Origin of the sequence: Nonomuraea sp. CA-143628, assembly GCF_050942315.1 — a bacterium.
Classification (GTDB): Bacteria; Actinomycetota; Actinomycetes; order Streptosporangiales; family Streptosporangiaceae; genus Nonomuraea.
The window spans coordinates 9,560,334-9,572,653 of record NZ_CP192072.1 but is presented as its reverse complement, the minus strand read 5'-3'; the positions used below and the strand labels follow the sequence as shown (position 1 = coordinate 9,572,653).

Here is a 12,320-nt window from a genome sequence, read left to right as displayed (position 1 = left end):
CGGGGGAGGGCCGGGTGCGCCGAGACGGCCTCGGCCGGGCTGGGCGGGGGAGGGCCGTTCAGCCGGTCAGCTGACGTTCGACAGGTCGGTGATCGCGGTCGACGGCTTCATGTCGGCCGCGATCGCCAGTTGGGGCACGAGCACGTCGAGCGCGTAGAGCAGCGCGTCCGGCCCGCTGTACGACAACGCGCCCCCAAGCGGAGTGGAGAAGTCCGTATAAATGGTCCGATCGGTCTTGACCACGTTCAGCCGGGAGAAGACCGGCGAGGAGGTCATCTTCGCCTTGGTCGAGCCGTTGACGAACAGCACGTCCTTGTCGAGCAGGTCCAGCCGCTCCTCGCTGATGTCGCCGCTCTGGCTCTGGGCGGCGAAGCCGAGCGCGTCGAACAGCGCGCGGCGCGGGTCGCGGCCCGGGATCAGGTAGTGCTGCCCGTTCTCGGGACCGTAGTCCACCACCAGAACCTTCCCGGCGAACTCGGGATGCGCCTGCTTCGCCGCGGCGATCTTGCTGTTGACCTTGTCGACGAGCGCCTGCGCCTGCGCGGACTTGCCCAGTGCCTTGCCCGTGGTGAGCGTCTGGACGTCCCACGGCGTCTGCTCGTCCGGGTACGCGCTGGACTGAATCACCGTGGGGGCGATCTGCGAGAGCTTGTCGTACGTCTGCTTGTTGATCGTCTCGTAGATCGCGATGATCAGGTCGGGCCGCTGCTTGATGATGGCCTCGAAGTTGATCTCCGCCGAGAACGTGGGCAGCGGCTTGCCGCCCAGCGCCGTCTTGACCCACGGATAGCTGAGGTATTCCTCGAACCACTCCCGCGTGCTCACCGGCACGACACCGAGGGCGAGGGCGTAGTCCTGGTCGTTCCACCCGACGGTGACCACCCGGGTGGGCCGCGACTTGATCGTGGTGGACCCGAACTTGTGGTCGATGGAGACGGGGAAGGCCGAATCGGCCGCCGCCGTGGGCTTCGGGGCCGGCGCGGAGCTCGAACACGAGATCAGCGAACTCACCATGAGGACGCACGCCACGGCGATCGCCGCGGTTTGCCAGGGACGGATGGTGCCGGGAGGAGTCATCTGAGTTCCTTGTCTCTGTGCCCTCCGGCGCCTCGGTGACCGCTGGCCGGGGGGTTGCACAGGCGGGAGTCGATGGGTGTACTTAGGATAGCATTACCTAACTTTTACCGACTCTTCGGAGGGCATGGACATGCAGCGCACCCTGCTCGGCGGAAAGATCCACAGGGCCACCGTGACCCAGGCCGACCTGCACTACGTCGGCTCGATCACGATCGACAAGGTCCTCATGGACGCGGCCGACCTCGTCGAGGGCGAGCAGGTCCACGTCGTCGACATCACCAACGGCTCCCGGCTGACGACCTACGTCATCGAAGGGCCGGCGGGTTCGGGGGTGATCGGCATCAACGGCGCGGCCGCACACCTGGTGTCCCCGGATGACCTCGTCATCATCATGAGCTACCGGCAGGTGGACGAGAGCGAGGTCAAGTCGTACGTCCCGTCGGTCGTCCACGTCGACGGGCGCAATCGGATCATCGACCTCGGATCCGACCCGTCCGCTCCGGTTCCGGGCTCCCTCGACCAGAAGTCGGGCTCAATGGTCGGTTGATCTAGTAATCGGGCGGCCCCGCTGATCTCCGGCGAGCGACATTCCCTGCGGAACGAGGGTTGCGACCCTCGTTTCCCGGGGAATAGAGTCCCGGCAAACATTTCGGCAAACGTTTTCAGACGCCGGATGCGCCTGGGAACGGGGGAGCGATGGCGAGGCGGGGTAGGCGCCCTGCGACCCTTCAGGAGGTCGCGCAGGAGGCCGGGGTGTCCGCCGCGACCGTTTCCAGGGTGGCTCGTGGGGTCGGTCAGGTCTCCGAGGAGACCCGTCGGCGGGTGCTCGCCGCCATCGAGCTTCATGACTTCCGGCCGAGCCGGCTGGGGCGCGACCTCGCCAAGCGGTCCCATGGCGCGCTCGGCATCGTGTTCCCGGGCTTGTCAGGGCCGTACTACTCCGAGGTGATCGGTGGCTTCGAGGAGGAGGCCGTACGGGCTCGGCTGGCGGTCGTCATTCTCGGCACGCACTTGCTGCGTGAGTCGGATGAGCTGGTCAGGGATACCGCGGCACGTGTCGACGGACTCGCCGTCATGGGCGGCGTGCTGCCCGACGTCGTCGTGGACCGTTTGTGGGACCGGGGCGATCCGGTGGTTCTGCTGGCCAGCAGGCCGCGGGTGGGCATTCCCACTGTGCGGGTGGAGAACGTCTCGGCGTTCGACCGGCTGACCAGGCATCTGCTCATCGACCATCGCTACGAACGGTTGGCGTTTGTCGGCGATCCCGGCAGTTCGCCGGACGCCACCTACCGGTGGCAGGGGTTCGAGCAGGCGCACCGGCAGGCTCAGGTGCCGATGCCGGCGGAGCCGGTTCGGGTGGGGCTCACCCAGTCCGACGGGTTCATCGCGGTCAACCGGCTGCTGGCTGCCGGGCCGCCGCCGAGAGCCCTGGTCTGCGTCAACGACGAGACCGCCATCGGCGCCGTGCTCGCCCTCCTTGACATGGGACATCGCGTCCCGCAGGACGTCGCCGTCACCGGATTCGACGACATCCCGATGGCCGGTCTGCCGGTCTCGGGGCTGACCACAGTGCACCAGCCGATGCGCGAACTCGGGAGGGAGACGGCACGGCTGCTCCTTCGCGAGATCGAGGGCGGCGGGCCGGCCGCGGTCGACCGGGTGCTGGAGACGCAGCTGGTGATCCGGGGGAGCTGCGGCTGCGGAACGGCCTGACGTCTTAGCGCTCCGGTCCTCCCCTCGGTACGGTCCCAAATCCGCGCGCGGACTTGACACAAACCCGCATGGGTCTTGACAGGGTAAGCACGGCTGATCACTGTGTAAATCGTGCTGTAAGCGCTTTCAGCAAACGACGGTCTGCCCGGCCCCGACCGCTGGTGGGGCTCGGCCGAAGGGAGGCACAGTGAAACGGTTACGCTTCGCGCCCGGTCGTTGGACCAAGGGTGCGCTCACCCTGGTGATGCTCGCCGCCTCGGGGCTCGTCGGCGTGAACGCGATGTCCACTTCCGCCGGGGCGGCGGTGGACCCGAAGCCGGGCGAAGCCTGCACCGCGGCCGATCTCGGCAAGCGCTACCCGATCGTCAAAAGCGCGGTGATGACGCCGACGCTCACGCACTTCAAGACCTTCTTCGTCACCTCCGGCACGACGGGCTCTCAGACCATCACCCTCGAAACCTCGACCACGGTCACGGTCGAGGTCGGCACCACGACGCAGATCTTGGCCGGGTTCAACATCGGGGTCCTCGGCAGGGTCGAGGCGTTCGTGAACCGGACCGTCAAGAAGACCACCGCCTCGACGGACAAGGAGGTCCAGGCGATCACCTGGAACTTCCTCGCCCCGGGTTATTACGGTCTGTTCAAAGGGACCCGGAAGGTCACCGGCGAATACGGCGGCCTCAACTGCACCCGGGTCGACAAGGGCGGCGGCCAGTACGCCACTGAGTGGGTCGAGCGGCCAGGCGGCAGCTACACGACGTACTCGGTGATGGAAGAAGGTGCGATCCGGTGTGAGGACGTGGTGCCCGCCGGCAGCATCATGAGGATGGCGCAGGTCCAGCTCGGCTGTGACGGTGTGGCGGCGAAGAAGCAGGCAGAGGAGCAGGCGAGAAAGCAGGCACAGAAGCAGAAGCAGACGGAGGAGCAGGCTTCGGCCAGAGCGGTGGCGCCGTTCGCCATCCCGCCGGGCTTCGTCTGCGAGCCCGGCTACTTCCGGATCGGCACCCCGGACCGGCTGCTGAACTGGTACAACATCGACGGAACCGACGAGATCCGCCTGGCGGGCTGGTCGAGCAACACCCGCGCGCAGTGGGCCCTGTGCCAGGGTCCGGTGAGCAATGGCATGGCCGAGCACATCCTCCTCAGCCACTACAGCGGCAAATGCCTCACGTTGACCGCCGGAGAGGAGATCAACGAGGGCGGCAGGCTTCAGGAGGGTGGCTGCCAGACCGTGGACGACCGCCAGCGCTTCTACATTTACCGGGACGTGCCCGGTTCGGACCGGGTCGGCCTCCAGGTCAAGGCCGGCGGCTTCATGTTCGGTCAGGCTCGGGTCGCGAGTGGCGAGGCCCTGCGGCAGTACAGCACCGGCATGGCGGACGGCACCGGAACCTACCTCCTGGAGAAGATGGCGTGAGACCAGCGGGCACCGGTCAGGCGGGCAGTCGCCGACCGGTGGCCGCAGAGATCGGCTGACCGGGCTCCTCACCCCTGATGGGCGAGCGGGAGGCGGAGGATGAAGCGCGCGCCGTGGGTGGGTGGGGCTTCTACGTGCAGGGTGCCGTGGTGGGCGAGGGCGATCTCGCGGGCGATGGCCAGGCCGAGGCCGGTGCCTCCCGTGCCGCGGCTGCGCGCGGTGTCCAGCCGGGTGAAACGCTGGAAGATGTTCTCGCGTTCGGCCGCCGGGACTCCCGGGCCGTCGTCGGTGACGGTTAGCTCGGCGTTGTCGCCATCGCGCCGCAATCCGACGTCGATGCGGCACACCGCATGACGCTGCGCGTTCTCGAGCAGGTTGTTCAGTATCCGGATGATCTGCCCGGGGACGGCCTCGACCACCACATCGGGTTCGAGCCGGCATCGCACGGGGCGCGGACCGTTCGCGCGGCAAGGAAGCTCCGTCTCGATCAGCCGGGTCAGGTGCACTTTCTCCAGCACGACGTCCTGGTCGGCCCCCAGCCTGGCCAGCAGGAGGAGATCGGTGGTGATGGCCTGCAGCCGGTCCACGTCGCGCAAGGTGTGTTCGAGCAGGTCGCCGAGGTCGGTCTCCTCGGGGTGGAGTTGCGCCTCCTCCAGCTGGGCCCGCAGCCCGGCCACCGGGGTGCGCAGCTCGTGGGAGGCGTCGGTGGTGAAGCGCCGCTGCCGATCGAGGGACTCGCGCAGCCCCGCCTGCAGGCGCTGCAGCTCCTTGACTCGGGCGCGCTCCATGTCATAGAGGCGGGCTCGCGCCAGAGCCTGGGATATCAGCCCGCTGAGCGCTGTGAGCAGCGCACGCTCCTCGCCGGGGAAGCGATGCGGGTGGTCGTAGGAGATCACGCAGCACCCCTGATACTGGCCGGGCACGAGCAGCGGCAAGATCGCCCAGGCGCCCACCTCTGAGTTGCCGGCACTCTTGGGGGTCATCCAGCCGGCGAAGTCCGGATAGCGCTGGCGGTGCTCGGCCCTGGAGATGATGAAGACCGGGGCACGCGATCGCAGGGCGTCGGAGAGGGCGGACGGATCCACGGGCACTTGGTCCTCCAGCCGGTCGAGAACGTTCGCGGCGTAGTTGAAGGCTCCGGCTACGTGCAGGCGGCCGCTGTCGACCGTCAGCATGATCAATCCCGCCGCGCCGAACGGCGGAAGCACCCGCTCGACGATGACCCGCACGAGGTCACGGGCGGTCACGGCGTCACCGAGGGCCTGCGTCAGCTCCTGGATCCAGGCGGTCCGCTCGGCGGTGGCCCGCTCGGCGGCCTCGCGCTCGGCCTCCCTCAGGCGTTTGTCGGTGATGTCGGTGAGATAGAGGGTCAGGCCGTCGGGCACCGGCAACAGCCGCACGTGGTACCAGCGGCCGTCGGTCGGCCACCGCACGTCGAGAGTGGCCGGCTCCCGCTCGGCGACGGCCCGGCGACACGCCGCCCGTAGGTTCGGCAACTTTCCCGCCAGCAGCCCCCACAGCACCTGACCGTGGGGGTCGTTAACCCCCAGGAGGCGTTCGGCGTCGAGGTTGACGAAGGTGAGCCGCCAGTCGCGGTCCACCGCGAGGAAGGCGTCGCTCATGTAGCGCAACGCGCGGCTGACCGATTCGCGGGCGATGTGGCTCTCCGTGGTGTCCCAGACCGTGCCGATCATGCGTGCCGGCTCGCCGCCCTCGTCCAGCACCATCCGGCCGCGTGCCTGCAGCCAGCCCGTGGTTCCGTCCGGACGGCGGGCACGGTACTCGACCTCGTACAGCGCCTTGGTACGGATGGCCTCCTCGGTCGCGGCCATCACCCGGGGATAGTCATCTGGGTGGACGAGGTCGACCCAGTAGTCGATCGTGTGGGGGCCGGTGGCCGGGTCGATCCCCAGAATGGTCATGGCGGCTTCGTCCCAGTACAGCTCGCCGGTGACGATGTTCCAGTCCCAGGATCCGATCCTGGTCGCCTTCAGCGCCTCCCGGAGATGAGAATCGGCGCAGAGGTCCTCCTCCCACGGGCGCCAGGTGTCCGAGCCGGTGCCGGATATGGCCAGCCGCTGGGTCAGCCAACCGGCCAGCGATCGCAGGAACGCCCGCTGGCGGCCGGTCGGCTGGGCGGACCCGCAGGAGAATACGGACAGCACGCCGATGGGCCTGTCGGGTACGCGCAGCGGCACGGTCGTCAGGGTCCCGACAGGCGGGGTGGTCATGACCGTTTTCTCGGCGCTCCCGTACTCGGCCTTCTCAGCGCTCCCGCACCCGGCGCCGAGGGCGACGGATGTGCACGCGGGCGCTCCGTCGCGCAACACCCGGACGATGACGCCCTGGATCTCGCCCCAGGCCTGCAGCCGGACGGGAGGCATCCCGGAAGCCGCCACCAGACGCGGCTTCTCATTGTCGCCGCCCAGTGTCCCGGACCAGTGCACCATCCCGCTCAGCCCGCGCAGTTCGGCGACCGCCTGGTCCAACGCGTACTTCAGCACCTCGGTCTCACTGAGTCCGGCAGAGGCGAGCGCGAGCCCACGAAGCCGCTCGTTCTCAGAACCGGCGGCCCAGGTTTCGTTCCTGGCCATCCTCTTCCCCCAGCTGTGCCCACACAGGAACGACAACGGACCCGGTCAGGCGGGCAGTCGCCGGCCGGTGGCCGCCGAGAAGAGGCGTTCCTTGCCCGGCAGGATGCGCAGCCGGACCCGTTCGCCCTTGGCCGGGGGCATGTTGGGGTCGACGCGGGCGATGACGGTCTGTCCGAGGCGGACCGGGTCGGCCGTGTCGGCGTACTGGCCGTAAAGGAAGGCGTCCGAGCCGAGTTCCTCCACGACGGTGACGGTGACCGGGAAGCTGCCCGGCGTGCCCTCGCCCACCACCTCGACGCCCTCCGGCCGGAAGCCCAGGATGACGCGATTGCCGCCCTCCTCCTTGAGCGCCTGGATCGTCTCGCGGCTCAGCCGCACCCGGGTGTCGTCCAGGATCGCCTCGTCGCCCTCGACCGGGTACTCGGCGAGGTTCATCGACGGCGAGCCGATGAAGCCGGCCACGAAGACATTGGCCGGGTGCTGGTAGAGCCGCAGCGGTGTGTCGACCTGCTGGAGCACCCCGTCCTTGAGTACGGCGACCCGGTCGCCCATCGTCATGGCCTCGACCTGGTCGTGGGTCACGTAGACGGTCGTCACGCCGAGCCTGCGCTGCAGGGCGGCGATCTGGGTGCGCGTCTGCACCCGGAGCTTGGCGTCCAGGTTGGACAGCGGCTCGTCCATGAGGAACACCTTCGGCTCGCGGACGATCGCCCGGCCCATGGCCACGCGTTGCCGCTGCCCGCCGGAGAGCGCCTTGGGCTTACGGTCGAGGAACTCGGTCAGGTCCAGCAGGCCCGCGGCCTCCCGTACCCGGCGGTCGATCTCCTCCTTGGGCGCCTTCATCACCCGCAGCGCGAAGCCCATGTTGTCGGCCACCGACATGTGCGGATAAAGCGCGTAATTCTGGAACACCATGGCGATGTCCCGGTCACGCGGTGCCAGGTGGGTGACGTCACGGTCGCCGATGGCGATACGCCCGCCGTCGACCCGTTCCAGCCCGGCGAGCATGCGCAGCGAGGTGGACTTCCCGCACCCCGAAGGTCCGACGAGGACCAGGAACTCACCGTCATGGATGTCGAGGTCGAGCGCGTCGACCGCGGGCCGCTCGGTTCCGGGATAGACCCTGGTCGCCTCGTCGTAAAGAACTCTGGACATGATCTCCCCCAAAACTCACTTCTGCGGCCGGACGACGGCCTTGACCAGCTCGGGGTCACGGGCGCCGGCCGTCAGCGCCTGCTCGACCTCGGCCAGGCCGTAATGGCCGGTCACCAGCGCGTCCAGCTGGACCCGGCCCGCGGCGGCCAGGGCGATGGCCGCCGGCCAGGTGCCGGCGTAGCGGAACGTGCCGGTCACTTCCAGCTCGCGGGTCTGTACGTGGGCCAGCGGCAGCGGGATCTCGTCCCCGCCCATGCCGACGAGGACGACCCGCCCGGCCCGTCCGACGGCGCGGATGGCCTGCCCTATCGCGGCCGGCTGACCCGAGCATTCGAGCAGCACGTCGGGCTCGAACCCGGCGTCGGACAGCGGGTTCTCGCGCACGTCGAGGGTCTCGCTCGCGCCCAGGTCGCGGGCCACCCTGAGCCGTATGGGGTTCACGTCGGTGACCAGGACGTCGGTGGCGCCGAAGGCCAGGGCGGTCTGCATGCACAGCAGCCCGACCGGGCCGGCGCCGGTGACCAGCACGCGGGCGCCCGGTTCGACCCGGGCCTTCCGGCAGGCCCACACGCCCACCGACAGCGGCTCGATCAGCGCGGCGGCGTCATCGGACAGGCTGTCGGGGACGGGGTAGGCGAGCTCCTCGCGCACGACGACGTACTCACAAAAGGCGCCGTCGATCGGCGGGGTGCCGAAGAACCGCATCCGCGGGCAGAGGTTGTACCGGCCGGCCCGGCATTGCCGGCAGGTGAAGTCGGGCGTACCCGGTTCCACCGAGACCCGCTGCCCCACAAGCTCACGGCCGACGCCCGGCCCGCTGACGACCACGGTGCCGGACGCCTCGTGGCCCAGCACCAGCGGCGACTCCACGACGAAGTCGCCGATGCGGCCGTGCTCGTAGTAGTGCACGTCCGAGCCGCAGGTGCCGACCGACGCGACCCGTACCAGCACCTCCCGGGGGCCGGGCTCGGGCCGGGGGCGCTCCTCCAGCAGGATCTTGCCGATGCCGTGCAGTACGGCCGCGCGCATAGCCTCACCTACTCCCCGGTGATGGCGCCGAGGGTGAGTCCGGTGACCAGCCAGCGGCGCACGGCGAGCCCGGCGAGCATCATCGGCACGACCACGATCGTGCCGATCGCGGTGAGCTGCCCCCAGTCGATGCCCGTCTGCGTGACCAGCTGGGAGGCGGCGATGGGCAGCGTCTGGGAGTTCGGCCCGGAGAAGACCACGGCGAAGGCGTAGTCGTTCCAGGCGAAGACCAGGCACAGGATGAACGTGGTGACCAGCCCCGACTTGGTCAGCGGCAGGATGACCATCCAGAAGGCCTGCCAGCGGGAGCAGCCCGCGACCAGCGCCGACTCCTCCAGCGACGAGGGCACCTCGGCGAAGAACGCGCTCATCAGCCAGATGGCGAAGGGCAGGTTGAAGGTCAGGTAGGCCAGGATCAGGCCGGGAATCGAGTCGATCAGGCCGAGCCCGCGGAAGATGAGGAACAGCGGCACCACGACCGCCGCGATGGGCGCCATACGCGTGGAGATGATCCAGAAGGCCAGGTGTTTCTTCCCGCGCATGTGGGTGCGCGCCAGGCCGTACCCGGCCAGCGCGCCCAGGCCGACCGCGAGCAGCGCGGAGATCCCGGCGGCCAGGACGCTGTGCACGATGTACGGCCCGAGGTTGTTGGCGCCGGTGAACAGGTTGCGGTAGTTGTCCAAGGTCGGCGAGAAGAAGAACTGCGGCGTGGCCGCCGTCACGGCCTCGGCGTTCTTGAACGACGACATCAGCATCCAGATCAGGGGGACCAGCGTCCAGAGCAGCGCCAGCACGATGAGCAGCGTCACCAGCCACCGCGTACGCCGGCTGCTCTCCTCCAGCGGCGACTGGGCCTCGCCGCGCGGGGCGGCGGTGACCGGTGGCCGGGTGGCCTCGCCGGGAAGGGTCTCCGGAGGCATGGGCGCCGCCGGCGGTGTCATCGAGGTGCTCATCGGGTCAACCCCCTCACGTCCAGCAGCCGGACGAAGGTACGCGCGATGAAGATCGAGAAGGCCAGCATCGCCAGGCCGATGGCGGCGGCGTAGCCCAGGTCGAAGAAGCGGAACGCGGTCTCGTACAGCCGGACCGGCACGATCTTGGTCGCGTCGGCGGGGCCGCCGTTGGTGGTGACCCAGATGATGTCGAAGTAGCGGATGGCGTCCATGGAGCGGATCAGCAGCGCGACGAGCAGCACATTGGAGATCGCCGGGAAGAGGATGTAGCGCAGCGTCATCCAGCCCCGGGCGCCGTCGACCGCGGCGGCCTCCCGCACCGACTGCGGCACGCTGGACAGCCCGGCCAGGGTGATCAGGGCGATCAGCGGGGTCCACTCCCACACGTCCATGAGCACGACGGCGGCGAAGGCGCTGACCGGGGCGCCGAGGATGTCACCGGTGTACCCGAGCCCGCGCAGCACCCACGCGTAGAGCCCGAAGGTGGAGTCGGTGAGGTAGCGCCCCAGCAGGCCGACGATCGACGGCGCGGCGAACATCGGCAGCAACAGCAGGCCGAGCAGGATGTTACGGCCGCGCAGCACGCGGAACAGGCACAGGGCGATGCCGATTCCCAGGACCATCTCCAGCCCCACGGTGAGCACGAAGAAGATGATCGTCCGCAGCCAGGACAGCCACATGTCCGCGTCGGTGAAGAAGCGCGCCCAGTTGCCGAGCCCCACCAGGTCGAGCTTCACCCCGCCCAGCAGCCGGACGCGGGAGAAGCTCATCGCGATCAAGGCGATGAACGGCACGATCGACAGCGCGGCCAGCAGCAGCAGACCGGGGGCCATCATCCAGCCTTCGAAGCCGACCCGCGGCTCCTTGCGGCTCTTCGGCTGGGCCGAGCCGCGTACCGCCGCCTCCGCCATTCAGGCCACCCACCCTCGCGCCACAATCTGGTCGACCCGGGACTTGATCGAACGCATCGCGTTCGCCGGTGACTCCGCCCCGCTGAGCATCGTGGACAGCTGGGTGAAGATCGCGGTGTTGCACTCGTTCCACATGGGGATCTTGGGTCGCAGGCCGATCCGCTCGGGCGTCCATGCCTCCCGTACGGCGGCGGCCGTGAGCATGTTGGGCATCGACGACGGCCGCTTCTCGGCCGCGCGCACTTCCGGCATCTCATAGACGGACGTACGCGTGGGGGTGCCGCCACCGGCCTTGCTCTTGAGGTTGGCCAGCTGCGTCTCGGGGGAGGTGGCCCAGACGAGGAACAGCCAGGCGGCGCCGCGCTCGTTGGGCATCGTGTTCGCGCTGATCCCGACCCCCGTGCCGCCGTACATGTTGGCCGTGGCGACCGGGCCCTTCGGCAGCACCGCGTAGCCGACCTTGCCGGGCAGCACCTGCTCGTTGCTGGCCGCGAACTCATGCCAGTTCGGGCACATCGCCAGCCGGCCCGCGCGGAAGGCGGCGCCGACGCCGTCCCAGTCCCACGTCTTGGAGGCCGGGTCGGCGATGGACAGCAGCCGGTTGTAGAACTCCGCGCCCGCGATGGCGGCCTCGGAGTCGAGCCGGCACGGTCCCGGATCCCGTGCGCCCAGACGGCCCACTTCCTTGCCGTGGTCGAAGTAGGCGCCGCCGTAGGACCACAGGACGTTGCTGAAGTCGTTCATGAGGGAGTCGTGCTGCCTGGCCTGGTGCCCGGTGCCGTACTTGACGTCCGAGGTGGCGTTCTTGTTGAACCACTGGGCGATCCGGAAGTACTCCTCCCAGGTCCGGTCACCGCCCGGCGTGGGGTCGAACCCCAGGTCGTGGGCCATGCGGTCGTGGTACTTGGCGAACAGGTCCTGCCGGTACTGCCAGATCATCGTCGGCGCGTCATAGGGCAGGGCGTAGTAGGCCGCGGGATCGACGAACCGGCCCGCGGCGTCCATCTGGACGGGGATGAAGTCGCCGATGCCGCCGGGCAGGCGGGGCAGGTTGGGGTCCGCCTCCAGCGTCCGCAGGTCCACCAGCCCGCGCTGGTACGGGGCGAGCACCTGGTAGGGGTCGGCGTAGATCACCTGGTACTGGGCCCGGCCCGAGGCCAGGTCCAGGGCGACCCGCTGGACCAGGGCGGTCAGCTCCAGCGTGACGATGTTGACGTTGATCCCGGTCAGATCGGTGAACGGCTTGGTGTTGGCGGCGATGGCGGCGGTGGGGGCGGTGTTCTCCGAGATGAAGTTCAGGGTGGCGCCCTGGAACTGGCGCCACTGGTCGGTCGTGCTCGCCCGCGCCACGTCCCCGCGAGATCCACAAGCGCTCAGCCCGCCGCCGAGAGTGACCGCTGCCCCGGCGGCCATGGCTCCACGGAGAATGTCGCGCCTGCTCGGTTGAGGTGGATAGTTCACCGCCTCTTCA

At 69.1% G+C, this 12,320-nt stretch carries 9 protein-coding genes and 2 pseudogenes; 3 read left to right on the top strand and 8 right to left on the bottom strand.

Annotated elements, in window-relative coordinates; genetic code table 11:
- Window positions 1–66: 66 nt before the first annotated feature.
- Window positions 67–1,077, bottom strand: coding sequence for an ABC transporter substrate-binding protein (locus tag ACQP2T_RS43475; protein WP_433510690.1), 1,011 nt, complete (start codon window positions 1,075–1,077; stop codon window positions 67–69).
- A gap of 130 nt (window positions 1,078–1,207) precedes the next feature.
- Here ACQP2T_RS43475 and panD point away from each other — a divergent pair, with 130 nt between their 5' ends.
- The 3 genes from panD (at window position 1,208) to ACQP2T_RS43460 (ending at window position 4,207) form a co-directional block, all read left to right on the top strand.
- Entirely contained in the window at window positions 1,208–1,624 is a 417-nt protein-coding gene (panD, locus tag ACQP2T_RS43470) for an aspartate 1-decarboxylase (protein WP_433519908.1), read from the top strand.
- A gap of 206 nt (window positions 1,625–1,830) precedes the next feature.
- Window positions 1,831–2,790 (top strand): LacI family DNA-binding transcriptional regulator, encoded by a 960-nt coding sequence (locus tag ACQP2T_RS43465; RefSeq protein WP_433510689.1) that lies wholly within the window; start codon window positions 1,831–1,833, stop codon window positions 2,788–2,790.
- 187 nt (window positions 2,791–2,977) lie between these two features.
- On the top strand, window positions 2,978–4,207 hold the full coding sequence (locus ACQP2T_RS43460) for a hypothetical protein (protein WP_433510688.1): 1,230 nt from the start codon (window positions 2,978–2,980) through the stop codon (window positions 4,205–4,207).
- 68 nt (window positions 4,208–4,275) lie between these two features.
- On the opposite strand, the pseudogene ACQP2T_RS43455 reads toward ACQP2T_RS43460, so the two are convergent.
- From ACQP2T_RS43455 to ACQP2T_RS43425, 7 genes and pseudogenes are all read right to left on the bottom strand, one after another.
- A pseudogene (locus ACQP2T_RS43455) lies at window positions 4,276–4,593 on the bottom strand (ATP-binding protein); the annotation flags it as partial.
- Window positions 4,594–4,797: 204 nt separating this feature from the next.
- Window positions 4,798–6,129 (bottom strand): annotated as a pseudogene (locus tag ACQP2T_RS43450) (PAS domain-containing protein); the annotation flags it as partial.
- 717 nt (window positions 6,130–6,846) lie between these two features.
- Window positions 6,847–7,956 carry an ABC transporter ATP-binding protein gene (locus ACQP2T_RS43445; RefSeq protein WP_433510687.1) on the bottom strand — a complete coding sequence of 370 codons (1,110 nt, stop codon included), beginning with the start codon at window positions 7,954–7,956 and terminating at the stop codon, window positions 6,847–6,849.
- Between the two features lie 15 nt (window positions 7,957–7,971).
- Complete coding sequence (locus ACQP2T_RS43440; protein ID WP_433510686.1) at window positions 7,972–8,985, bottom strand: NAD(P)-dependent alcohol dehydrogenase; 1,014 nt, start codon at window positions 8,983–8,985, stop codon at window positions 7,972–7,974.
- An 8-nt stretch (window positions 8,986–8,993) separates the two neighbouring features.
- A complete protein-coding gene (locus tag ACQP2T_RS43435; RefSeq protein WP_363991383.1) occupies window positions 8,994–9,938 on the bottom strand; it encodes a carbohydrate ABC transporter permease in 945 nt (314 codons plus the stop codon).
- Window positions 9,935–10,849: a carbohydrate ABC transporter permease gene (locus ACQP2T_RS43430; protein WP_433510685.1), complete on the bottom strand. Its 915-nt coding sequence runs from the start codon at window positions 10,847–10,849 to the stop codon at window positions 9,935–9,937. The genes ACQP2T_RS43435 and ACQP2T_RS43430 overlap by 4 nt, the downstream gene beginning before the upstream one ends.
- Window positions 10,850–12,262, bottom strand: a complete 1,413-nt coding sequence (locus ACQP2T_RS43425; protein WP_433510684.1) for an extracellular solute-binding protein — start codon at window positions 12,260–12,262, stop codon at window positions 10,850–10,852.
- Window positions 12,263–12,320: the final 58 nt, after the last annotated feature.

Bases quoted from the DNA above. Each gene is read 5' to 3' on its own strand.
- ACQP2T_RS43475 (WP_433510690.1), bottom strand. From the start codon at position 1,077: ATGACTCCTCCCGGCACCATCCGTCCCTGGCAAACCGCGGCGATCGCC.
- panD (WP_433519908.1), top strand. From the start codon at position 1,208: ATGCAGCGCACCCTGCTCGGCGGAAAGATCCACAGGGCCACCGTGACC.
- ACQP2T_RS43445 (WP_433510687.1), bottom strand. From the start codon at position 7,956: ATGTCCAGAGTTCTTTACGACGAGGCGACCAGGGTCTATCCCGGAACC.
- ACQP2T_RS43440 (WP_433510686.1), bottom strand. From the start codon at position 8,985: ATGCGCGCGGCCGTACTGCACGGCATCGGCAAGATCCTGCTGGAGGAG.
- ACQP2T_RS43435 (WP_363991383.1), bottom strand. From the start codon at position 9,938: ATGAGCACCTCGATGACACCGCCGGCGGCGCCCATGCCTCCGGAGACC.
- ACQP2T_RS43430 (WP_433510685.1), bottom strand. From the start codon at position 10,849: ATGGCGGAGGCGGCGGTACGCGGCTCGGCCCAGCCGAAGAGCCGCAAG.
- ACQP2T_RS43425 (WP_433510684.1), bottom strand. From the start codon at position 12,262: ATGGCCGCCGGGGCAGCGGTCACTCTCGGCGGCGGGCTGAGCGCTTGT.